The organism is Thalassospira indica (assembly GCF_003403095.1).
Taxonomy (GTDB): domain Bacteria; phylum Pseudomonadota; class Alphaproteobacteria; order Rhodospirillales; family Thalassospiraceae; genus Thalassospira; species Thalassospira indica.
In genome coordinates, this window is record NZ_CP031555.1 from 564,495 (window position 1) to 587,324 (window position 22,830).

At 55.9% G+C, this 22,830-nt stretch carries 18 protein-coding genes; 12 read left to right on the forward strand and 6 right to left on the reverse strand.

From position 1 onward, the window contains the following. The first annotated feature begins 6 nt into the window (after positions 1 to 6). Positions 7 to 3,186 (forward strand): efflux RND transporter permease subunit, encoded by a 3,180-nt coding sequence (locus DY252_RS02660; RefSeq protein WP_064787764.1) that lies wholly within the window; start codon positions 7 to 9, stop codon positions 3,184 to 3,186. A gap of 74 nt (positions 3,187 to 3,260) precedes the next feature. Here DY252_RS02660 and DY252_RS02665 read toward each other — a convergent pair whose 3' ends face one another. Continuing rightward, on the reverse strand, positions 3,261 to 3,611 hold the full coding sequence (locus tag DY252_RS02665) for a hypothetical protein (RefSeq protein ID WP_064787763.1): 351 nt from the start codon (positions 3,609 to 3,611) through the stop codon (positions 3,261 to 3,263). A 99-nt stretch (positions 3,612 to 3,710) separates the two neighbouring features. Next, positions 3,711 to 3,899, reverse strand: coding sequence for a hypothetical protein (locus tag DY252_RS02670; RefSeq protein ID WP_064787762.1), 189 nt, complete (start codon positions 3,897 to 3,899; stop codon positions 3,711 to 3,713). A gap of 295 nt (positions 3,900 to 4,194) precedes the next feature. Here DY252_RS02670 and htpX point away from each other — a divergent pair, with 295 nt between their 5' ends. Both htpX and DY252_RS02680 read left to right on the forward strand, forming a co-directional pair. Further along, the gene (htpX, locus tag DY252_RS02675; RefSeq protein ID WP_064787761.1) at positions 4,195 to 5,208 is read left to right on the forward strand and encodes a zinc metalloprotease HtpX; all 1,014 of its coding nucleotides are present in this window, start codon (positions 4,195 to 4,197) and stop codon (positions 5,206 to 5,208) included. A gap of 192 nt (positions 5,209 to 5,400) precedes the next feature. Next, entirely contained in the window at positions 5,401 to 7,020 is a 1,620-nt protein-coding gene (locus tag DY252_RS02680; protein ID WP_064787760.1) for a hypothetical protein, read from the forward strand. Positions 7,021 to 7,104: 84 nt separating this feature from the next. Here the strand turns inward: DY252_RS02680 and DY252_RS02685 are convergent, their stop codons facing one another. Beyond that, the gene (locus tag DY252_RS02685; RefSeq protein ID WP_064787759.1) at positions 7,105 to 7,824 is read right to left on the reverse strand and encodes a Bax inhibitor-1/YccA family protein; all 720 of its coding nucleotides are present in this window, start codon (positions 7,822 to 7,824) and stop codon (positions 7,105 to 7,107) included. Between the two features lie 349 nt (positions 7,825 to 8,173). Between DY252_RS02685 and DY252_RS02690 the strand changes: the two genes are divergently transcribed. Then, on the forward strand, positions 8,174 to 9,637 hold the full coding sequence (locus DY252_RS02690; RefSeq protein ID WP_231959636.1) for a hypothetical protein: 1,464 nt from the start codon (positions 8,174 to 8,176) through the stop codon (positions 9,635 to 9,637). Between the two features lie 108 nt (positions 9,638 to 9,745). Continuing rightward, a complete protein-coding gene (locus DY252_RS02695) occupies positions 9,746 to 11,362 on the forward strand; it encodes an acyl-CoA synthetase (RefSeq protein WP_064787758.1) in 1,617 nt (538 codons plus the stop codon). Positions 11,363 to 11,469: 107 nt separating this feature from the next. On the opposite strand, the gene DY252_RS02700 is transcribed toward DY252_RS02695, so the two are convergent. Both DY252_RS02700 and DY252_RS02705 read right to left on the reverse strand, forming a co-directional pair. Further along, complete coding sequence (locus tag DY252_RS02700) at positions 11,470 to 14,028, reverse strand: ABC transporter permease (protein ID WP_064787757.1); 2,559 nt, start codon at positions 14,026 to 14,028, stop codon at positions 11,470 to 11,472. Then, positions 14,025 to 14,771: an ABC transporter ATP-binding protein gene (locus DY252_RS02705; RefSeq protein WP_064787756.1), complete on the reverse strand. Its 747-nt coding sequence runs from the start codon at positions 14,769 to 14,771 to the stop codon at positions 14,025 to 14,027. The genes DY252_RS02700 and DY252_RS02705 overlap by 4 nt, the downstream gene beginning before the upstream one ends. Before the next feature lie 168 nt (positions 14,772 to 14,939). Here DY252_RS02705 and DY252_RS02710 point away from each other — a divergent pair, with 168 nt between their 5' ends. The 7 genes from DY252_RS02710 (at position 14,940) to DY252_RS02740 (ending at position 22,056) form a co-directional block, all read left to right on the forward strand. After that, entirely contained in the window at positions 14,940 to 15,665 is a 726-nt protein-coding gene (locus DY252_RS02710) for an arylesterase (RefSeq protein ID WP_064787755.1), read from the forward strand. An 877-nt stretch (positions 15,666 to 16,542) separates the two neighbouring features. Then, a complete protein-coding gene (locus DY252_RS02715; protein ID WP_064787754.1) occupies positions 16,543 to 17,247 on the forward strand; it encodes a J domain-containing protein in 705 nt (234 codons plus the stop codon). A gap of 145 nt (positions 17,248 to 17,392) precedes the next feature. Beyond that, positions 17,393 to 18,511 (forward strand): FIST signal transduction protein, encoded by a 1,119-nt coding sequence (locus DY252_RS02720; RefSeq protein WP_064787753.1) that lies wholly within the window; start codon positions 17,393 to 17,395, stop codon positions 18,509 to 18,511. Positions 18,512 to 18,651: 140 nt separating this feature from the next. Further along, positions 18,652 to 19,692, forward strand: a complete 1,041-nt coding sequence (locus DY252_RS02725) for an NADP(H)-dependent aldo-keto reductase (protein WP_064787752.1) — start codon at positions 18,652 to 18,654, stop codon at positions 19,690 to 19,692. 103 nt (positions 19,693 to 19,795) lie between these two features. Further along, positions 19,796 to 20,662, forward strand: coding sequence for a pirin family protein (locus DY252_RS02730; RefSeq protein WP_064787751.1), 867 nt, complete (start codon positions 19,796 to 19,798; stop codon positions 20,660 to 20,662). Between the two features lie 27 nt (positions 20,663 to 20,689). After that, positions 20,690 to 21,286, forward strand: a complete 597-nt coding sequence (gene thpR, locus DY252_RS02735) for an RNA 2',3'-cyclic phosphodiesterase (protein WP_064787750.1) — start codon at positions 20,690 to 20,692, stop codon at positions 21,284 to 21,286. After that, positions 21,283 to 22,056, forward strand: a complete 774-nt coding sequence (locus DY252_RS02740; protein WP_064787749.1) for a pyrroline-5-carboxylate reductase — start codon at positions 21,283 to 21,285, stop codon at positions 22,054 to 22,056. Before thpR ends, DY252_RS02740 begins: the two co-directional genes overlap by 4 nt. A gap of 78 nt (positions 22,057 to 22,134) precedes the next feature. Here DY252_RS02740 and DY252_RS02745 read toward each other — a convergent pair whose 3' ends face one another. Continuing rightward, the gene (locus tag DY252_RS02745) at positions 22,135 to 22,797 is read right to left on the reverse strand and encodes an NAD(P)-dependent oxidoreductase (RefSeq protein ID WP_064787748.1); all 663 of its coding nucleotides are present in this window, start codon (positions 22,795 to 22,797) and stop codon (positions 22,135 to 22,137) included. Positions 22,798 to 22,830 lie beyond the last annotated feature (33 nt).

The following is a 22,830-nucleotide window of genomic DNA, read 5'->3' on the forward strand; positions in this document are numbered from 1 at the left end:
AAAAACATGCAGAACCTTTCCCGCTTTTTTGTGGATCGCCCGATCTTTGCCGGCGTCCTGTCGGTCCTGATCTTGTTGGCGGGCCTGATTGCGATGTGGCGTTTGCCGATTTCCGAATATCCGGAAGTTGTGCCGCCAACCGTTGTCGTAGAAGCCAAATTCCCCGGTGCGAACCCGGCCGAGATTTCCGAAACCGTTGCCTCCCCGCTTGAAGAGCAGATCAACGGGGTCGAGGGGATGCTTTATATCAACTCGCTGGCCACCACCGACGGCAATCTGTCCCTTACCGTGACGTTTGAAATCGGCACCGACCCGGATCTGGCCCAGCAAAAAGTCCAAAACCGCGTATCACAGGCTGAACCACGTCTGCCTGATGTTGTGCGTCAGCTTGGTGTGACCGTGTCAAAGCAGTCGCCTGATCTGACCATGGTTGTGCATTTGCGCTCGCCCAATGAACGCTACGACATGCTGTATTTGCGCAACTACGCGACACTGAACGTGCGTGACCGTCTGGCGCGTATCACCGGTGTCGGGCAGGTCGGGCTGTTTGGCTCGGGCGATTATGCCATGCGTGTTTGGCTCAACCCGGACAAGGTTGCCGAACGCAACCTGACTGCGGGCGAGGTGGTTTCCGCCATCCAAAGCCAGAACGTTCAGGTCGCAGCCGGCATCATCGGTGGTGCACCTTATGACACTGGCGTGCAGTTCCAGTTGCCGATCAATATCAGTGGTCGTCTGGAGAGCCCCGAAGAGTTCGAAAACATCATCATCAAACGCGAAACTGACGGTACGATTACGCGTTTGGGCGATGTTGCCCGCATCGAAATGGAAGCCCAGCAATATGCGTTGCGCTCCCTCCTTGATAACAAGCCGGCGGTGGCAATCCCGATCTTCGCATCGCCGGGCTCGAACGCGCTTGATATTTCAAGCAACGTCCGCGCCACCATGGAAGAACTCAAACAGAGCTTTCCTGACGATCTGGATTACTCGATCGTTTATGACCCGACCGTGTTCGTCCGTGGTTCCATCAAGTCGGTCATCATGACCCTGCTTGAAGCGATTGCCCTTGTTGTTGTTGTTGTGACCGTCTTCCTGCAGACGTGGCGTGCCTCGATCATTCCGTTGCTGGCCGTGCCGGTATCGATCATTGGTACCTTTGCGCTGATGCTGCTGTTGGGCTTTTCGATCAACGTGCTGTCGCTGTTCGGTTTGATCCTGGCCATCGGGATCGTGGTCGATGACGCGATTGTTGTTGTTGAAAACGTCGAACGTAACATCGAACGTGGTCTGTCGCCGCGCGATGCAACGGTTGCCGCCATGCGCGAAGTCACCGGACCGATCATTGCGACATCTCTTGTGATCACCGGTGTGTTTGTGCCGATTGCCTTCATTTCCGGCCTGACCGGTCAATTCTATCAGCAATTTGCCCTGACGATTGCCATTGCGACGATCATTTCCACCATCAACTCGCTGACGCTGAGTCCGGCTTTGTCGGCTGTGCTTCTACGCAGTCATGATGCGCCAAAAGACTGGCTGACACGCGGTATGGACTTTGTCTTTGGCTGGTTCTTCCGCGGCTTCAACCGCTTCTTTAACCGCAGTACCGAACTTTACGCCGGTGGCGTGAAACGGTTGCTCGGGGTAAAGACCATCATGATGGTGCTTTATGCCGGTCTTCTCGTTCTGACCTATCAGGGCTTCCAGATTCTGCCGACCGGCTTCGTGCCGCTTCAGGACAAGCAGTATCTTGTCAGTTTTGCCCAACTTCCGCAGGGGTCGACGCTGGACCGGACCGAAGATGTCATTCGGGAAATGTCTGATATCGCGCTGAACGAACCCGGCGTTGAAAGTGCTGTGGCGTTCCCGGGACTTTCGATCAACGGCTTTGTGAACAGCTCAAGTGCGGGCATCGTGTTTGTCACGCTGACCGACTTTGCCGAACGCAAAAGTGACGATCTGTCGGGCCTTGCCATCGCTGGCAAGCTTCAACAGAAATTCGGTGCCATTGACGAGGCCTTTGTGGCCATCTTCCCGGCACCACCGGTACAGGGCCTTGGTACCGTCGGTGGTTTCAAGCTGCAGGTGCAGGATCGCTCCGATCAGGGCTATCGCGCACTTGATGATGCAATGAAACAGGTCCTGGCCAAGGCATGGGCTGCTCCTGAACTGACCGGTGTGTTCTCAAGCTACAACATCAATGTGCCACAGCTTCAGGCAACGCTTGACCGTACCAAGGTCCAGCAGCTTGGCATCCCGGTTGATGAAGTCTTCCGGACCATGCAGGTCTATCTCGGCTCGATGTATGTCAATGACTTCAACGCCTTTGGCCGCACCTATCAGGTGATCGCACAGGCTGACAAGCCATACCGTTCAAGCCCGGAAGACATCCTGCGACTGCAAACACGCAATGCAGACGGGGATATGGTGCCGCTTGGCTCCGTGCTTTCGGTCTCTGAAACATTCGGGCCCGATACGGCCATGCGCTATAACGCGTTCCGTTCTGCCGATCTGAATGGCAATGCGGCACCGGGATATTCCAGTGGCGAAGCACAGGCGGCGATTACAAAGATCCTCGATGAAACATTGCCGCCGGGCATGTCCTATGAATGGACGGAACTGAACTATCAGCAGATCCTCGCGGGCAATACAGCGATCTTTGTCTTCCCGATTTGTATCCTGCTCGTATTCCTGGTTCTGGCGGCTCAGTATGAAAGCCTGACCATGCCATTGGCGGTGATCCTGATCGTCCCGATGAGCATCCTGTCAGCTGTCTTTGGTGTCTATTTGTTCGGGGGTGATAACAACATCTTCACCCAGATCAGCCTGTTTGTGCTGGCCGGACTGGCCTCAAAGAACGCCATCCTGATTGTCGAGTTCGCCCGCGAACTTGAACATCAGGGCCGCAGCACCGTTCAGGCCGCGATCGAGGCCAGCCGACTTCGTCTGCGCCCGATCCTGATGACTTCCTTGGCCTTCATCATGGGTGTCGTCCCGCTGGTTCTGTCCAGTGGTGCCGGTGCCGAGATGCGCCACGCGATTGGTATTGCCGTATTTTCCGGCATGCTGGGTGTGACGATATTTGGCCTGATCCTGACCCCGGTCTTTTATGTTCTTGTACGCATGATTGGCCGGCGTAACGATGTTCGTTCACTTGATGAGGCTGATGCACATCAGCCTGCGGAGTGACCGATATCGTTGCATAAGCAGCCGGACCGTCTTTTTCCCCCGACCCCGCCGGTCCGGCTGTTTTACTTTTCCTGTCAGGCGTTTTTGGCTTGCTCGCGCATCGCCAGAAACGCCGTTGTATTAAGGTCTATCGGGCCTTTCCATGTGCCAGCCTGTTTCGGTGACGGTGCGTTCCAGTCAATTTCCGGATGTTGTGGAATGTTTTCGACTGATGGCCAGCGTTCCCCGCCAAACAGCGCTTCACGGTAGTCGCCAACCGTGCCCATTGTACCTGCAGCGCCTTCCCTGACTTCCAGGCGGTTGCCATATTTGCTTTTGAGCTCGAACTCAATGCGGTTTTCTACATATTCGTTCAGCTCATCGCCACTCAGCCCGCGCTGTTCACCGTCATTTTTGGCAAGCCTGTACTCAAAGCCGTAATCCATGCCGTTCGAAACATTGGTGTTTTCGGTGCCAAAAACGGCGGTGAGTTCCCCATCCAGATAATAGGCACGGGTTACCTGTGCATCGCTGTTGTCATCAAGCTAGTTCGAAAGGTTGTTTTCCGCATTCTTTCGGATTTCCTTGAACTCTGCCTGACGGGAAAGCATGCGTTCTTTCCATTCCTCGGCACTATATTCGGTGGTGTATTCACCGGTTTTCATGTCAATCGGCCGATTGAGCAGCAGCATCTGCGCCCCAACCAATGAAAATTGTCCCTGAATGTTGACCATTGCGATATCTCCTGCTGTGACGGTTGGGAAAACAAGCAATATCAGTGCCACTCATGCGTGTAGCGCGGGAATCCTTTGATATCTTTGGTGCCTGTTCTGTGATGTTGGTCACGTGGGCAAACAAGGACGCAATTATTCCGTGAAGTCAGATGGTTAGAGGGAACAAACTGCCTACACCAAACGGGAGATGGCCTATACTATTGTGGAAAGACCGGTTCATAATTGCCGGGTGCTTGCCAACGCAAAACCACGCCCTATCTTTCGCAAAGACTGTTAGCCAAAAAGGTATTCGAGGATGAATTACATCCGTACAGGTTTGTTACTCGCCGGGTTGACCGCGCTGTTTGGCGCGGTTGGCATGATGATTGGCGGGCAACAGGGCATGATCATTGCGCTGCTGTTTGCAGCCGCGATGAATGTGTTTGCCTATTGGAATTCCGATGCCATGTTGCTGCGCATGCGCAGTGCACGCCAGGTGGATGACAAAACCGCACCTGAACTGGTTGGCATGGTGCAGGGGCTGGCGCGCAATGCCGATCTGCCGATGCCCAAGGTCTATGTGATTGAAAATCCCCAACCCAACGCCTTTGCCACCGGACGCAATCCGGAAAATGCGGCGGTGGCCGCGACGACGGGGCTGCTCAAGCTGCTGGATCGCAATGAAATCGCGGGCGTCATGGCCCATGAACTGGCGCACGTGAAAAACCGTGACACCCTGACCATGACGATCACGGCGACCATCGCCGGTGCCATTTCGGCCCTTGCAAACTTTGCGATGTTTGCCGGAATGTTTGGCGGGGGACGCAGCGACAACAACAATCCGCTGGGCGGGATCGGCATGATCCTGATTGCCATCTTGGCCCCAATGGGGGCGATGATCGTGCAGATGGCGATTTCACGCACCCGCGAATACGAGGCCGACAAGATCGGGGCCGAAATCTGTGGTCATCCCATGTGGCTGGCCAGTGCGCTGAACAAGCTTGATAAGGGCGTGCATGCTGTGCCGAACATGGATGCTGAACGCAACCCGGCAACGGCGCACATGTATATCGCCAATCCCTTGTCGGGAAAGGGCGTTGATAGCCTGTTTTCAACCCATCCCAACATGGCCAATCGAATTGCACGTCTCAAGGCCATGACCCGTCCGTCGGGCGGAAATGCGCAGGGATCACAACGCGGGCCGATCCGCCAGCCTGCACATGTTGCAAAGCCAGGAAGATCTGCGGGGCCATGGGCACGTAAATCACAGACCCCTGTTGCGAAAGGTCGTTCTGCGTCGCGACAGCGCAAGCGTCCGTGGGAATCCTGAATTCGTCAAAAATCTGTGTGGTTGGATGGTCTGCTCACCTATTTTGGGGGCGGGTATCCTATTCTTGGGTATGAGGTATATTCCCACGCGCAGGATTGACCATCCTGATTTGTAAGAGGAAAATGATCCGACAAAAGTCTTAAGGCCCCTGTTATCCAGGCTCTGAACTGCAGGGGACGGATAAGGACAAGAATGGCTGGTTTCTGGTCAATAGTTGGCCTCGTGTTCAAATCCTTGATCACGGGCTCTGACACTGTCGATGACATGGGGGATGGCGCCGGGGATGATCTGGCGGCCGATGATGTTCTGTGCCGATATGGCATTGCCCGTTTCACCGCTGCTGATACCAATGCCCATATTGGCGCCGATTCTGCCGATAACGTTTCCGAACTTGTAAGCGCTGCCTTGAAATCTGTTCCGGAAACCAGCGGGATCAGGATCGATCAGTTCTTTTCACCAAATCCCGATGCTGCCGATCTGTTCCAAGCCATCCGAGAAGCCCAGTTGGGGGTTCTCAACGTCGCACATCGCAAGGATTCCGATACGGTTTTCTGGGGCCGTGAGGATCCCGGCAACGGCTATGTCGATTTGCATATGGTCAGTGACGCACTGACATCGTCGCTTTATGACCTGATGTTGCCCCAGACCTACAGTTTCCGCCAGCCCAGCCATGCTGATGTTTCCGAGGCGCTGCGTGTCCTTTTGAATGCTCAGCTTGTGCTGAAATCACGTGGTGGCGAACAGCGTGCCCTTCAGATTGCGCGATTGGCAGCCATTCTTGAAGACCTGCAGGACCGCGTGCTTGGAGGTGATACCTTTTCACAGGCGGGTGCCGGGGTGGCCCTTGCCTATGGATTTGGGGCATTCGTCCTTTCGGAAACCGGGGATCGTTCCTATTGCGCGACGGCGCTGCGCGTTATGGAGCCCCATATCCGCCAGATGGTCAGCGATATCGCTGATAAACCGACGGCAGCAGCCGGCAAAACCAAAACCGCAGCGCCGAGCGGACTTAAGGGCGAGGCGCTCGATGGAAATGATCAGGGCGGGCAGGAAAACCAGCTGTCCGATCTTCTCGACCGGATTAGTGATTTCTCCAAGGTAGACCCGCGCACCACAGCAGCACTCGCCCTTTACGGGTCGCTTGTGAACTGGTCCTTGGTCGCCAATCTTAAAACGCGCTCCGGGGCTCTTGCGGTTGCGATTTGGCGCATGTTGGAGCGCCGCATCGAACTCTCCATGGGATCGCCGGTGGATCGGGCCCTTTCGATCTGCAAACTTGGCGAGGCCATGGTGCTTACCGGCAAGGATAAGGAAGATGCCAGCCTTGTCGACAAGGGGGCTGGCCATTACCGACGGGCGCTTGGCATGATCAATGCCCGCGTGCACGGTCCGCTATATGCAACAATCGCCTATGGTTTGGCCGAGGCGATTGTGTCGTCTGCGACCATCCGTGATGTTACCATCCCCGATACCCAGGTTGTTCCGGTCTTTCAGGCAGCGCTCAAGGTCTGCACGCGTCGCGATCATCCCTATATCTGGGGCCGCATCATGTTTGCACTCGCGACCGTCTATCTGACCAATGGCAACCTGCATAAGGATATCGAAATGCTCACCCATGCGCGGATGAGCTACTCTCAGTCTTACGAGGCATTCACCGAAGCCGGCGCCAAGGGCGCGGCACGTACTGCTTCTGGCGGCTATACCCGATCAGAAAACTTTCTTTCCCAACTTGGCCATCGCAAGGCGGTGATGGATGCCACGGGTGGAAATGGTAATGCGGCGACAGACAAGGACACCGCTGACGCCTCCTGATTTTTGCCTGCCGTTTTGCCCGGACAAAAAGAAACCCCCGCAGCAGGTGCTGCGGGGGTTTTGACTGCGTATGCCGTGTGACTTCTATTCGCGATTGCCAAAGAAGTGCAGCAGCATGATGAACAGGTTTACGAAATCAAGATACAGACGCAGCGCACCGAACAGGGCTTTTTTGCCTGCCGTGGTTGCATCATCGTGCTCGTGGTATTCTTCCTTGATTTTCTGGGTGTCATAGGCGGTAAGACCCGTGAAGATCAGAACACCAGCCGCCGAAATGACGAACTGCAGCATCGTGCTGGCAAGGAAGATGTTCACCACCATTGCGATGATGATACCGATCAGGCCCATGAACAGGAAGCTGCCCCAGCCCGACAGATCTTTCTTGGTGGTATAGCCAAACAGGCTCATCGCACCAAAGGTACCCGCGGTGATGAAGAACGTGCGCGCGATCGACTCACCGGTATAAACCAGGAAGATCGACGCCAGGGACAGACCCATCAGGCCGGCATAGATCCAGAATGTCGCCTGTGCGGCACCAAAGCTCATCTTGTGGATGCGCGCGCTCAGGAAGAACACAAGCCCAATCGGGGCCAGCATGACAATCCAGTGCAGTCCGGTGCCGAAAATAGCCTGCATCAGGGTCGGGCTGGTCGACACAGCCATTGCCACGATACCGGTCAGGGCAAGTGCGGATGCCATGTAGTTATAGACACGCAGCATATAGGCGCGGAGACCTTCATCGATCTCGGCCGCCGACCGGCCAACCGAGACGTCATAGCCGCGTTGACGCGTTTCAAAAGCCATTGAAATCCCTCTTTGATCCAATTGTGAGCAGAACATAGTTATACAATTCTGCGATGATCAAAATATGGCAGGATTTCCGGGAAAAGCAACGGTTTGACAGATTGTCCTGCGCTGGGCCGCCGTCAGATGTGAACTTGTTCACCCTTGATATGACGCTATCGTGAAATCGTCCGATGACGACAGGTTATGTAAACCGGTCTATGATGGTGCCACTGCGGGACTCGCAAAGCTTTGTTTAAACGCATACAGGTCCGGCCCAATGTCACGTCCAACCATATCCAATATATCGCTTTCAGACCCGTTCCGGTTTCGGGTTTTTGGGCGTGGGTTGGCTATAGGCGGGTTGATCGTGGGCTGTCTGTTTGCCGCAAGCTCTTTTGGCGCTTCGGTCGGGCAGGCCCAAAATGCCAGCCTTCAACGCGCCCCGGGTGATGGTGACATTCCGGTCTTTACCGATGCCTATGACGGATCGGAATTCTGTGCGGATGGCAGCAGTGATGCGCCTTGCGCCATCGCCCCGGTCGATGTCCCGGAATTTGATGCCAGCTTCGTCTACCGTTTTCTCGCCTATCACGCACAACGCCCGTTCGATCGGTTTTCCTGGCAGGCCTTCACATCGCTGATGGACCCGCTGCATCGCCCGAACCAGCCCGCACGTTGGGAAACCTTTCCGACAAAGCGCGATCTGTTTGCCGAGGTCACTTATCCCAACCCGGCCTGCGGCAAGGATCTGCCAGACGGACATTTGTTGCTGGCAAGCTATCTGCAATCGACCGGGGATATCCTGATCGATCAGACCGGCAACTTCGTTTTGTTTGAAACGCGCATCAATCCGGTCGCCGCAGACTATATCACCGCCAATAATCTGCAAACGCGCTCCGGCCGGGCGGCTTTTGCACAATCCGGGCAGGCCATTGATTTCCCGACCGGCCATTTGCAGGCCGATCTGGCCAAGGTGGTGAGTGCGGTTTCGACCAAGGCTGCTGCTGCCAATGATCCTGCGAACAACGCAATATCCGACGTCGGCCCCATTATCCCGGTCGCTGCCCCCGGCGTGATGGGGGCGCAATTGCTGAAATTTGCATGGCGCATTTTGCCAACCGACGATGCAACGCAGAATAGCCGTTACTTAACCCGCCCCGCCCGGATATCGCTTTCCGGTGATCAGACGCTTGATGGTCGGGCGAAATGCCTTGATGTCACGGTCGGGCTGGTTGGCATGCATCTTGTGCAACGGGTTGCCAGTGGCAATGGGGATCGCTGGATCTGGTCGAGTTTCGAACATATCGACAATGTCCCTATGGCGGCCAATGCGCGACGTCCCAACAGCATCATTACCAAGGAACCGTTTGAAAACGGGTGTCTGGCGCCAGGTGCGGTGGATCAGCAATATGCTTTTTATGGTGGGTTGGGGGCTTCAGGCGATCCTGCCAATCAGCCGATCTCTGGAACCCTGAAATGGGCCGATCACACGCCCTATGCCCGCCTGTCATCCGGGGGGCGGGCCACATCGCCCGATATCGTGCGATGCTGGCGGCTGTTTTCCGGCACGGCAGAAAGCAACTTTGTCTGGCAGGGCAGGCTGTCGGGTAGCGTTCTTGCAAACTACATGCTGCTTGGCACGCAATGGATCGGCAATCCGGGCGGGGCGCCTTTTGGTGTTGGTGAAGTGCCGCGCTTTCTGACCAACAGCACGCTTGAAAGCTTCATGCAGGATCAGTCGGACGCCACCTGCCTTGGCTGTCATGCAAGGGCAACCAGTGATGCCGGGCAAATTGCCAACTTTACCTTCCTGCTGGATCCGGGCAGCTAGGGTCAGGAACAGAGAAACCTTCCAATTTCGGACGATTGCAACTAGCATGCCTTGCAACATTTGCCGCAGCCAAAAAAACAAGAACAGCGGCGAATACAGGGAGGAAATATGCTGGGCAGTCGTTCTGACTATGCTTCGGTGCGTTCTCGATTTGCCTGGAACGTACCAACCCACTTTAATATCGGCGTCGATGTTTGCGACAAATGGGCGGATGATCCGGATCGTCTGGCCCTGATGCATCGCAGGCGCGATGGCACGCGCCGTGATTACACATTTTCACAGATCAAACGCCTGTCGAACCGCTTTGCCAATGTCATGCGCCGTCATGGCATACGGCGCGGCGACCGGGTGGGGATCTTGTTGCCACAAAGCCCGGAAACGGCAATTGCCCATGTCGCGACCTATAAAATGGGTGGTATTGCCGTGCCGCTCTTTACCCTGTTTGGGGTGGATGCGCTGGAATACCGTCTGGGCAACTGTGCGGCCAAGGCTTTGGTGACCAACAAGGAAGGTGCCGCCAAGATCGCTGAAATCCGTGATCTGTTGCCGGCCCTTGAATATGTCTATGTGATTGATGGTGCGCCGGACGGCTGTTTTGATTTCAAGGCCCTGTCATCCGAGGCCAGTGACGAATTTGAACCGGTTAACACCCGGGCCGATGAACCGGCCCTGATCATTTACACATCCGGAACCACTGGCCAGCCAAAAGGGGCCTTGCATGCGCACCGCGTGTTGCTTGGCCATTTGCCCGGTGTCGAAATGTCACATGATTTCTTCCCGGAAGAAGGCGACGTCATGTGGACCCCGGCCGACTGGGCTTGGATTGGCGGGCTTCTGGATGTGCTGTTGCCGGCCTGGCATCACGGGGTGCCCGTTGTCGCCCACCGGTTTGAAAAATTCACACCCGAAGATGCCTTTCGCCTGATGGCTGAATATGGCGTGCGCAATACCTTCCTGCCGCCAACGGCGCTAAAGATGATGCGGGCCGCCGGTGATGAAATGGCGCAAAGATTCAATTTCAAATTGCGCTCTATCGCAAGCGGTGGTGAAACATTGGGTGCGGAACTGCTTGATTGGGGGCGTCGGGTGTTTGATGTCACCATCAACGAGTTTTACGGCCAGACCGAATGCAATATGGTGGTCAGTTCCTGTCAGTCGATCATGGACCCCAAACCCGGTGTGATGGGCCGTCCCGTGCCCGGTCATGACGTTGCAGTGATTGATCTGGGTGGCAAGGTGCTTGAGCCCGGTGAAATGGGCCGCATTGCCGTGCGCGCGCCCGACCCGGTGATGTTCCTTGAATATTGGCGCAATCCCGAAGCCACCCGCGACAAGTTTGTCGGTGAATGGCTTTTGACCGGCGATATGGGCTGCATTGATCAGGATGGCTATATCCGCTTTGTCGGGCGTGATGATGATGTCATCAGCTCGGCAGGCTATCGTATCGGCCCGGGCGAGATCGAAGACTGCCTGATCGCCCATCCTGCTGTGCGCATGGCCGGTGTGATCGGCAAGCCCGATGAACAGCGCGGCCAGATCGTAAAGGCCTTTGTCGTGCTGGCCGATGGTTTTGCCCAAAGCCCGGCGCTTGAAAGCGAAATCAAGGATTTCGTGAAAACCCGTCTGGCCGCACACGAATACCCGCGCGAGATCGCCTTCCTTGATCAGTTGCCAATGACAACCACCGGCAAGGTCGTCAGGCGGGCACTGCGCGACATCGCCTGATCCTCAATCAGTCAATTCAGATCGTTTTCGAAACGGTTTTCGCAAAAATCAAGGCCGGGTCCATCAGGATCCGGCCTTGTCTGTTTCAAGTTTTGGCAGTTGTGGGCCTACTCGTTGCGCAACAACGGTGCTGCCGGGCTGCGCAATGCCTGCCAGGTGCCGACAAAGCCAGCCGCCAGCGTGGCAAACAGGCCAATCGCAATCGGACCCAGAATGGTCATCGGCAACAACACCCAGTTGGCTTCCATGATCAGCACCAGCACTGACCAGGCGGCAACCGATCCGACCACGGCGGCAATCACCCCGGTGGCAAGGCCAAGGATCCCGTATTCCAGCGCATAGGCATAAAGGATGTTGGCCCGTGTTGCGCCAAGGGTCTTGAGCACCACGGCATCATAAATGCGCTTGCGCCGGCCGGCCGCAACCGCCCCGCCAAGCACAAGCACGCCGGCGACAATCGCAATCATGCTGGTGGCATTAAGCGCCGTTCCGATCCCCGCCAGAATGGCATTGGCCGCTTCCAGCGCTTCACGTACCCGGATGGCCGAGACATTCGGGAAATCCATGCCGATCATGCGATCAACCGGTTCTTCCATTTCGCGCGGCATGTGGGCGGTGGCGATCAGGCTATAGGGCGCCTTGTCGATCAGGCCCGGTGAAAACACCATCGCGAAATTCATACGCAGGCTTTGCCATTCGATCTCGCGCCAGTTGGCGATCTCGGCGGTGATATCGCGGCCCAGCACATTGACGGTCAATGTATCGCCCGGCTCCAGATCAAACGCATTACCGATATCTGCACTGATCGACACCAGTGGCTTGGACGCGTCGTTATAATCGGCTGGCCACCATTCGCCGCGTACCAGTTTGGTTTCCGGTGGCGGGGTGGCGGCAAAGGTAAGTCCGCGGTCCCCGCGCAGGAACCAGCGATCATCGCCTGGCCCGACATCGTTGGAATTAACGCCGTCAACGGCGGTTACACGGCCGCGCAGCATCGGTGTTTGTTCGATATCCGAAACATTATCCTGTGCCAGAAGCTGGCCTCGGAACTGCTCGATCTGATCAGGGCGAATATCAAGGAAGAAGAAGGCCGGGGCAGAATCCGGCAGGTTCTCGTTGATCTCGTTATCAAGGTTACCCTCGATCCCTGAAATCGTCACGAGCAACGTTAAACCCAAACCAAGCGACAGCGCAACCGGCACGGTGCTTGCGCCTGGACGATGCAGGTTGGCCAATGCCAGTCTGGAAAAGGCGCTGCGACCTGTAATCAACCGTTTCGAAAGGGATACGATGCCCTGTCCGGCAAAGGTGAAAATCACCACGGCCGCCGCCGACCCGCCGATAAAGCCAAGGGCAATCACCTTGTCGGTCGCGGTCAGCACTGTCAGGATCAGCAACAGAACCAGCGGCACCCCGATATAGGGCAAGTCACGCTTGCGCACCGGGCTGCCATTAAACAGCCCCGCGCTGGACCGGAACAAACGTGCTGCCGGAATTTCACGCGCACGCAGCAACGATGGAAGGGCAAAGACCAAGGTGGTCAGAACGCCAAAGCTCGTCGCAATGATCAGCGATGGCAATGCCGGTCCAAGCGTCACATCAATGGGCAGGCGCCCGGACAAAAGTGGCGCGATCAACGCCGGTGTCACCGCACCGATCAAAAGCCCGATGCCAATCCCGATCAGGGCCAGCACAAGGATCTGCAGGAAGTAAATCCGAAGCACCAAGCCATGCGACGCGCCAATCGATTTAAGCGTGGCGATGACGGATGTTTTGCTTTCGATATGGCTGCGCACCGCATTGGCCACACCAATGCCGCCAACCAGCAGCGCCGACAGCCCGACAAGCGTCAGGAACAGGGTCAGACGTTCGATAAATCGCTTGAGGCCCGGGTTAGCATTGGCCGTATCACGGATGCGCCAGCCGGCATCTTCAAACTGCTCTTCAAGCCGTTCGCGAAAGGCGATCGGGGTTTCATTATCATTGATATCCAAAGCGTAATAATAGCGGATCAGACTGCCCGGCTGCACCAGCCCGGTCTCCATCAATCCGTCCATCGACACCATCAGGCGCGGACCAAAGTTGAAAAAGCCAACTGCCTTGTCAGGCTCGGTCGCAATCACACCGCGGATCTGAACATCAATATCGCCAAGGGCAACTGTATCCCCGACATTGATGCGAAGCCGTTCAAGCAAGCCGGCCTCGGTCACCGCACCCCAGACGCCATCTTTCTGGTCAAGGATCCCGTCAAAGGGAACCCCATCGGCAAGCTCCATCTCGCCAAAAAGCGGATAGGCATCATCAACTGCCTTAAGCTCCACCAACCGGCGCTGGTCCGGGCCATAGGCCGTGGTGCGCATGGTCGCCAGTTCGGCCACACGTTCAGTGTTCGCTGTTAGCCACTCGATCTGATCACCGGTGGCTTCCTGATGGGTCAGGCGCAGTTCAACATCACCGCCCAAAAGCTTCCGCCCGTCACGCTCAAGTGCCGAAAGAACGGATTCCGAAACGTTTCCGACAGCTGCAATCGACCCGACGCCAAGCGCAAGACACGCCAGAAAAATACGAAAGCCCGAAAGCCCGCCGCGCAACTCGCGCCGGCAGACACGCCAGGCAATGGACCACAGGCGGTCTGCACCGTCAGAGGGGGAAACAGATATGCTCATGACTGCGATTCCAGATGCGAAACGATTTCGCCGTCGCGCAGCATCACCGTGCGGTCGCACCGCTTGGCAAGGGCGGGATCATGGGTAATCAAAAGCAGGGTCGAGCCACGCCGTTTGGTCAGATCAAACAGCAATTCGATAATCGTTTCACCGGTCGTGCCATCAAGGTTGCCGGTCGGCTCATCGGCCAGCAAAAGCTCCGGGTCGGTCGCAAGCGCACGTGCAAGCGCAACGCGCTGCTGCTCCCCGCCTGATAGCTGGCCGGGATAGTGATCAGTGCGATGACCCAGCCCGACAAGTTCCAATTCTTCGCGTGCCTTTTCAAAGGCATCTGCACGCCCGGCAAATTCCATCGGAAGCGCAACGTTTTCCAGCGCGCTCATGGTCGGGATCAGGTGGAAGTCCTGAAACACGATGCCGACATGATGGCGGCGATAAAGCGCCAAGCCGTCTTCATCAAGGGCGCGCAGGTCCTTGTCGCACACCTTCACCACACCTTCCTGGGCTTGTTCCAGTCCGGCGATCACCATCAAAAGAGATGTTTTGCCGGACCCGGACGGACCGACCAGCGAGACACGCTCGCCCGCACCAATCGCAAGATCAACCCTTTTAAGGATCTCGACAATCCCGGCCGGACCCTGCAGCCGCAGCTTCAGGTTTTGCACATCAATTGTCTGTTTTGGCGCTTCACCAGACGCGGCGACATTTTGTTCCGGTATCGTGGTGGTTTCGGTCACACTCATTTCGGGTCCTATCGGGTTGTCCGTTGCAAGATCAACAAAGCAGGCTACATAAGCTTACGGATCAGGACGTTTCTGGTTCAGACTTCTTTTGATCTGAATAACTTCTTTAAGGGTAAACGGTCGGAAACCGCTCCGGCAAGTTCGCAGCATGTAAAGGTGAGATTTGTAATGAATTTGGCGTTTGGGCAAGGTCGCACTGTAATCAAGTTCACGCATAAGTTGGTATCACGCTTTCGCAAATCCGCCGGTTTGGCCCTTGCCACGCTTGCCCTCGCAACCCTTGGGATGACCGGGTTTGCTTATGAAACCAAGGCACAGGATGGCGAGCAGACGCCAAAAACCCTTGTTTTGTTTGGCGATAGCCTGATGGCGGGCTATGGCCTTGATCATGAAAACGGTTTCGCGCCCAAGCTTGAAGCGGCCCTTAAGGAAGCAGGCCACGATGTCCGGGTGATCAATAGCTCCGTCTCGGGCGATACCACGGCGGCCGGACTGGCGCGTCTCGACTGGGCGCTGGTTGAAAAACCCGATGCGGTCTTGCTCGAACTTGGTGCCAATGATGCGCTTCGCGGCATGGAGCCATCCCAGACCCGTGAAAACCTGGCAGAAATCCTTGAAAAGCTGCGCGGCATGGATGTTGATGTCCTGCTGGCCGGTATGATGGCTCCGCCCAATATGGGGACGGCATATGGCGATGAATTCAACAGCATCTATCCCGATCTCGCCAGCCGCTATCAGGTTGATCTCTATCCATTTTTCCTCGAAGGCGTCGCTGCCGAGCCGGAGCTTAATCAGGATGACGGGATGCATCCCAATGCCGACGGCGTGGACGTAATCGTCAAACGCATCCTGCCTGATGTCGTCGACCTGCTGCAAACCTCTGACGCCAGCTAAGCGCGAAGCACCTGCTTGGCTATATGCCGGCGCTTCATGATCTGGGGCGCAAAACCGACGGTTTTCCAAGGGCTTGTGCGCGTCCCGACAGGTTATAAAATTTCACAAAGACACAGATTGGCGCAATTTCGACGCTTATGAACCGTAAAAAACTACGTATGTAGATAGAAAACGTCAACAACCCGAAATGATTAAGTGGCCGGACCTTCAGAAGGCGAAGTCAACGCGGTAAAAAGACGAATATATCATATAAATAAATAATTTAAGTGGTTTTTGCATGTGTCGCAAATACCGTGAATCTTGTCTGAAAATCCTCATTTGGGGACCAAAACACGCTGTTTGGTGTAAAATTAACACCTCATTTACTTTCGGTTCTGTTTCGAACAGCGTTTCTGCTACTGCGTATGTTGTTTTTCAAAAAGCCTCTTCCAACGCTGTTATCCAATTATCGGGTTTCTGATCCTTTTTTGCCTTTCCGGCAGGGCTGGGCATCGCAAGTGCACCATGTGATAAATCACACAATATCAACAACTTAATAAATTTTCCCGAAATCAGGTGATATTTATGGCCTGTGGATAACTCTTGGGAAACCAAACAGGTGTCCTGGATGCCTGAAATGCACGCCGTTGACCAAATATCCCGTCATATCAATGTGTTGGCGTTTTTCTGGGGACTCCATGGATTCCCAACGAGTCGCCGATAGGCCTGTGAATGAATCGGAAGCGATTCAATTTTGACTGCAAATGCAGTTGCAGGGGTTCAAATCCGTCGATACACTTTATCTTATCGGGCGGAAAGGCGCGTTTGATCTGCGCTTTCGGTGTCCGGGGATGTCAGATTTAAGTTATATACTTCAATGCCTTAAAGGGATTGTTCAGTGTCGTCTTCTTCCACCGTCAAACAGTCCTACACCATTCCCTGTTCTTCGATCTTTCGTGACGCTGTGCTGCACCTGGCAGAACGGCGTGGGGTGAATGCCGCTGATCTGGCGCGCTCGGTGATGCTGATTGTGCCCGAAAAGGTGATTGAGGATTATCAGGATCCCGGCGACCCGCCTAAGGGGGATCGCGAAACCATCGTCTTGAAATCTGGCCCGGCCGAGGGGCGCCCCTGGCGGCGCAAACCCCGCCTGCAATTGCGCCTGCCGCCCGGGTTTTCGGTAATCACCGTGCGCAAGGCACTGCAAATGGCGATCGATTTCGATGCGGGTGATGTCAATATGCGGGTTGAGAAATCCGACGTTCTCGCCGCCGAACGTGCAGCCCTTGAAGAAGCCCGCGCACTTAAAAAACGTCAGGCAGAGCCGCCTGTTGAACTTCTGCAATCGCGTGAAGAACTCGAACGCCTGCGTCAGATCGTTGATAATCTGGCTTTTGATCCGCTTGATCGGGGTGTCACGACCTTTAACGAAGCGCTGCATGTCATGGGCTTTGCCCCCAGTGCGCGGCCCGATATGCGTGCGATCCGCGCCAAGTACCGCGTTCTTGCGGCCATCCACCATCCGGACAGCAATTATGGCTCCCACCAGCGCATGACCCAACTAAATGCCGCCATGGAAATTTTGCGCAAGCACGTTTCCTGATCCGCCGTTTTGCGTTTGTGGACAAACCGCCGCTCAGGCCCTTGTGGAAGGGTTGGCGCAATGCTTAGATGTATGAAAGTGGATTTCTGGTTATCGACCGGGCACAAGACCCGGGCACCTTGGCCAGACAATAACGGGAGACAGCATGACGGCGGAATTTCGGGCGGCACATGCCAGCGGTGAAAACTGGGCCTCGGTCGCATCCGAGCTTGCCGAACTTCTGGAAAAAGAGCCGCTGCCAAGTCAGGCCCTGGCTTTTTTGTATGTCTCCGAACCACTCGCTGCGGATCTTGGCAGTATCCTGACCTTCCTGCGCTCGCGTTTGTCGATTGAACACTGGATCGGAACCTCTGGCGTTGGGGTGTGCGGATCGGGCCGGGCCTATTTCGGGGTGCCAGCGGCCTCTGTCATGGTGGCACCCTTTGCCAGTGAAGATTTTCATATCTTTGAACCGCTCAAGACCGAAGCCGATCTCGATACGCCAGAACTGCAAAAGGCAATTGATCGTCTGCAGCCGATCTTTGGACTTGTCCATGGTGATCCCGGGGCGCCTGACAGTCTGGGGCAACTGGCCGAACTTGCACGTCTGGGGTCGACCTATCTTGTGGGCGGGATCGCATCGGGCGAACGCGGCGCGCCACAGATTGCCGATCGCGTTGTTGATGGCGGGCTGTCAGGCGTTTTGTTTGATGGCAAAACCAGCGTTCAGGTTGGCATCAGTCAGGCCTGCACGCCGGTCGGTCCGGTTCATCGCGTCACCGAAGGCCGCGAAGGAATTGTCTCCACCCTTGATGATCGTCCTGCCCTTGATGTGCTTAAGGAAGAACTCGAAGCAGATGGCGGCGAACAATCCATGGCGTCGGGTCGTTATCATGCGGCCCTGATGGTGCCGGGGTCCGATACTGGTGATTTTGTCGTGCGCAATCTGATGGGGATTGATCCCAATAACCACATGATCGCGATCAGCGGGGATGTACAGGCGGGCGATGCCATCCGTTTTGTTCGCCGTGACGGGGCGGCGGCCGAACAGGATCTGCGTCGCATGCTGGCCGATTTGCAAAAACGCCTGCCAGGCAAACCGCGCGGGGCCCTTTATTGCAGTTGTGTCGCCCGTGGCCCGCATCTGTTTGGCACCGAAAGCCGGGAAATGATGATCATCCGTGATGAACTGGGTGATTTGCCGCTGACAGGCTTTTACGGCAATGGCGAAATCTGCAATGACCGCTTCTACGGTTATACCGGGGTTCTGACCCTGTTTATCTGACGCTGCGTAAAACCCGATAATAAGAAATTTCCCCCGAACGGTTTCATCTCGCGCGGACAAGCGGATATATTCAATCCATTGCAAAATCATGTGTCGCACCGATCCAGTGCGTCGGGCGGCGCAAAACAGGGGAATTTCATATGGAATATCGTCGATTGGGGCGTACTGACATTGATGTCAGCGTAATTTGTCTCGGCACCATGACCTGGGGCCAGCAGAACACACAGGACGAAGCGTTCGAACAGCTTGATTACGCCACTGCCAACGAAGTCAATTTCATCGATACCGCCGAAATGTATCCGGTCCCTGCGATGGAGGAAACCTTCACCGCCACCGAAACCATCATCGGCAACTGGCTTGAAAAACGCGGGCGTCGTGATGATCTGGTTCTTGCCACCAAGGTTGTCGGCCCGGCGGACCGTTTCCCGTATGTCCGTGGTGGCCCGCGTCTGACCCGTGACCAGATCTTTGAAGCCATCGACGCGTCACTGACCCGCCTTAAGACCGATTATGTCGATCTTTATCAGCTGCACTGGCCGGATCGGAATTCCAACTTCTTCTCAAAGCTCGGCTATACCCATGACGCTGACGAGCAATTCACGCCGATCGAAGAAACCCTTGGTGCCCTTGATGAACTGGTCAAGGCTGGCAAGGTTCGCCATATCGGTCTGTCGAATGAAAGCCCGTGGGGCCTGATGAAGTTCCTTGAACTGGCCGAAAAGAATGGTTGGCCACGCGTTGTCTCGGTTCAGAACCCCTATAGCCTTCTGACCCGTCAGTATGAAGTCGGTCTTGCCGAATGCTCGATCCGCGAAGATGCCGGTCTTCTGGCCTATTCGCCGCTGGGTGGCGGAGCGTTGTCGGGCAAGTATCTTGGCGGTTCGCGCCCGGAAGGCGCGCGGTCGTCGGTCTGGCCGCAATATTTCGGGCGCTTTCTGACGAAAAGCGGCGTCAAGGCAACCGAAGCCTATGTGAAGCTCGCCAGGGACAATGGTCTTGATCCGGCCCAGATGGCGCTGGCCTATGTCAATTCGCGCCCGTTCCTGACGTCCAACATCATTGGCGCGACCAGCATGGAACAGCTGAAATCCAATATCGGCTCGGCCAACATCACCCTGTCGGACAGCGTTCTCGAAGAAATCGAAAACATCCATCAGGTCTACACCTATCCCTGCCCGTAAGGTCACAGGATGGTCAGATTTTGCTCTCAGGATTTGACCACAGACTTTTGAAAGGCGGCGGTTTATCCCGCCGCTTTTCCCACCACCAGAACGGAGGCGACATATGGTTAAGCTGATCTTTGGCAAGGAATCCGACCTGGGGGGTATCTCCGTCCGTCGCGTTTTACCCCATCGCGATGTGCGTTCTGTCGGTCCGTTCGTATTCTTCGATCATATGGGGCCGGTTGAATTCCAACCCGGTCAGGGCATTGATGTGCCGCCGCATCCCCATACGTGTCTCGCGACCGTGACCTATCTGTTCAAGGGCGCGATCCTCCATCGCGACAGTCTGGGCAGTGATCTTGAAATCACACCGGGCGATCTCAATTGGATGAGTGCCGGGCGCGGCATTACCCATTCCGAACGCGAAACCGATGCGGTCCGCAATTCCGTTCATGAACTCGATGGTTTGCAGCTTTGGGTCGCACTACCTGACGAGGCAGAGGAATCCGATCCCGCCTTTTACCACGTGGCCAAGAATGACCTGCCCGTGATCGAGGATGCCGGGCTTCACATGCGACTGATCGCCGGTGAGGCCTTTGGCAAAACCGCCCCCGTGCCGGTCAAATCCAAGCTTTATTACCTTGATGTCGAAATGGACGAAGGCGCGCAGCTTCTTCTGCCGGGTGAAAATCAGGAAGGGGCGATTTACGTCGTATCAGGCACGCTTCTGATTGACGGCGAAAGCTATAAGCCAGAAAGCTTTGTCTATGTTGCACCCGAAGAAATCCCCGATATCGTTGCCAAAACCGGTTGCCGGGTGATGTTGCTGGGCGGCCTGCCGGTCGGCCGGCGCTATATCTGGTGGAACTTTGTTGCCAGTTCCAAGGAACGGATTGAGGCCGCCAAAGCCGACTGGGCGGCGGGCAAGTTCCCGCAGATTGATGGCGAAGATGACGCCTTGCCACTGCCTGAACGTTCGACCGGCTAATTACCGCATCAGAATTGGATTGAAGACATGCGTTTGTTTGTTGGTGTGGAAATTCCCCACGATATTGCGACCGACCTTTATCCGCTGGGGCGTGCGATCAAGGGGCTTGATGCCCAGACCCCGGAAAACATGCACATCACCCTGAAATTCATCGGCAATGTCGATCCGGGTCTGGCGGGTGAGATTGATCAGGCCTTGTCACAAGTGGCGTTCGAGCCCTTTGATCTGCAGGTATCGGGCCTTGATATGTTTGCCTCAAACCGCAAGGTTCGCATTTTCTGGGCCGGGGTAAAGGATCAACCGGCTCTGCGCACACTTGCCAATCGGGTGGAAAATGCGCTTCTGGCGCTGGAAGAATGCCCGGATATGGATATGCGCAAATTCACCCCGCATATTACGTTGGGGCGTAACCGTGACGCTGCGCGTGCCGTCGTCGAACAGGCGATTGTCGATCATGGGGATGTGTCATCACGGGTGTTCACCGTTGATCGTTTCTGTTTGTATGAAAGCCACGCAACGGCGGATGGTCCGGAATTTCGCGTGATTGCCGCCTATGACGGCAAGGACGGGCCGCTTCCTGAGCCAGACCTCTCAGAGGCCTTCGCAACAGAGGATTTTCAATGAAACTTGGCTTTATCGGAACTGGCGCGATCAGCGATGCGGTCATTCGTGGTCTTTTGACATCTGATTACGCAGTAGATGAAATCATCGTCTCACGCCGAAGCGGACATATCTCGGCAAAGCTCGCCGCCGACTTTGATCGGGTGCGGGTCGAAGACGACAATCAGGCGATCATTGATCAATCCGATATGATCTTCTTGGCGGTTCTGCCGCAGATTGCCGGTGATGTGCTGTCCGCCCTTCGCGTGCCTGATGACAAACAGATTGTCAGTCTGATCGCCACCATCCCGATTTCTGATCTCAAAGTCTGGCTTGGCACCAACGCGCAATGTGATCGCGCCATTCCCCTGCCACCGGTCGAACATCATGCCTGTGTCACGGCGGTTTATCCCGGCTCGCCCGGTGTAATGACCCTTTTTGAAAAGCTGGGCGGGGCGGTGGCGGCTGAAACCATTGATGCCTTTGATGGCTACGCGGCGGGCAGTGCATTGATGGCGACCTATTTCACCGTACTGGAAAGTGCCGCCCAGTGGATGGTCAAACAGGGATCCGACTATGCCGATGCCAGGCGCTACCTTGCCGCGCTGTTTTCCAGCCTTGCGCAAAATACCGACAAATCCCCCGATCAAAGTTTTGCTGATCTTTATGCGGGTCACATCACGGCGGGCGGCCTGAATGAGCAGGTCGCGCAAACCTTCATCCGCGAAAAGGGTGCAGATGCCCTCCATACCGCCCTTGATGAAGTCTTTGCCCGGATCAAGGCCTCCGGGTAAGCACCGTCAAGCAACGCAAAACGGGCGACCAACAAGGCCGCCCGTTTTTCTGTTGTTTATATAATGCGTGCTGAGCTCTCAGGCCGCCGCCCTGTTCTGATACCCAACCGTCAAGCGCTGCTGACCGCCATTGCCGGTTTCGATCAGATCAACCATGGCATAACCGAAATCGGCATAGGAAATCCGCGCAACCCCGTCGTGATCGGGGATCAGCGTATCGGTGCCGCGCACATATTGCCCGGTCAGCGGCCCCTCGATCAGCATCGCCGGTGGGCGCAGGCAGGTCCATTGCACATCCTCATATTGATTAAACAGCGCATCCTGCTTTGCACAGGCCTCTGCAATCGGGCGCACGGCATCGGGCAGGAAGTCTGGCGCGGTTAGAACAGTATGACCACTTTCATCGGCCAGTTTCAGGGTCGCAGCCCCACCGGTCAGGTAAATCGGGGCTTTTGTTTTACGCGCCGCATCCAGCAACACGCGGCTCATCTCGACCAGCAAACTTTCTGATCCGCTGATCGGGCGAAGTGCGCTGATCGCAACGTCATGGCTTGTCATTAGCTCGGCAACGCGGTCTGGCTTGGCCAGCACATCAACGCTTTCGCGCGCGACGCTATCAGGCACATCGGCCAGTTTGTGGATATTGCGCGCAATCGCGGTGACGGTATGGCCTCGCTTTAGGGCTTCGTGCAGGGTGGCGGTACCGACATCGCCGGTGGCACCAAACAGAACAATCTTCATCGGACGTTTCCTTTATATTTGTGGGGCGTTTTG

Coding starts and splice junctions, on each gene's coding strand:
- DY252_RS02660 (WP_064787764.1), top strand. CDS start 7: ATGCAGAACCTTTCCCGCTTTTTTGTGGATCGCCCGATCTTTGCCGGC.
- DY252_RS02665 (WP_064787763.1), bottom strand. CDS start 3,611: ATGGATTACGGCTTTGAGTACAGGCTTGCCAAAAATGACGGTGAACAG.
- DY252_RS02670 (WP_064787762.1), bottom strand. CDS start 3,899: ATGGTCAACATTCAGGGACAATTTTCATTGGTTGGGGCGCAGATGCTG.
- htpX (WP_064787761.1), top strand. CDS start 4,195: ATGAATTACATCCGTACAGGTTTGTTACTCGCCGGGTTGACCGCGCTG.
- DY252_RS02680 (WP_064787760.1), top strand. CDS start 5,401: ATGGCTGGTTTCTGGTCAATAGTTGGCCTCGTGTTCAAATCCTTGATC.
- DY252_RS02685 (WP_064787759.1), bottom strand. CDS start 7,824: ATGGCTTTTGAAACGCGTCAACGCGGCTATGACGTCTCGGTTGGCCGG.
- DY252_RS02695 (WP_064787758.1), top strand. CDS start 9,746: ATGCTGGGCAGTCGTTCTGACTATGCTTCGGTGCGTTCTCGATTTGCC.
- DY252_RS02700 (WP_064787757.1), bottom strand. CDS start 14,028: ATGAGCATATCTGTTTCCCCCTCTGACGGTGCAGACCGCCTGTGGTCC.
- DY252_RS02705 (WP_064787756.1), bottom strand. CDS start 14,771: ATGAGTGTGACCGAAACCACCACGATACCGGAACAAAATGTCGCCGCG.
- DY252_RS02710 (WP_064787755.1), top strand. CDS start 14,940: ATGAATTTGGCGTTTGGGCAAGGTCGCACTGTAATCAAGTTCACGCAT.
- DY252_RS02720 (WP_064787753.1), top strand. CDS start 17,393: ATGACGGCGGAATTTCGGGCGGCACATGCCAGCGGTGAAAACTGGGCC.
- DY252_RS02725 (WP_064787752.1), top strand. CDS start 18,652: ATGGAATATCGTCGATTGGGGCGTACTGACATTGATGTCAGCGTAATT.
- DY252_RS02730 (WP_064787751.1), top strand. CDS start 19,796: ATGGTTAAGCTGATCTTTGGCAAGGAATCCGACCTGGGGGGTATCTCC.
- thpR (WP_064787750.1), top strand. CDS start 20,690: ATGCGTTTGTTTGTTGGTGTGGAAATTCCCCACGATATTGCGACCGAC.
- DY252_RS02740 (WP_064787749.1), top strand. CDS start 21,283: ATGAAACTTGGCTTTATCGGAACTGGCGCGATCAGCGATGCGGTCATT.
- DY252_RS02745 (WP_064787748.1), bottom strand. CDS start 22,797: ATGAAGATTGTTCTGTTTGGTGCCACCGGCGATGTCGGTACCGCCACC.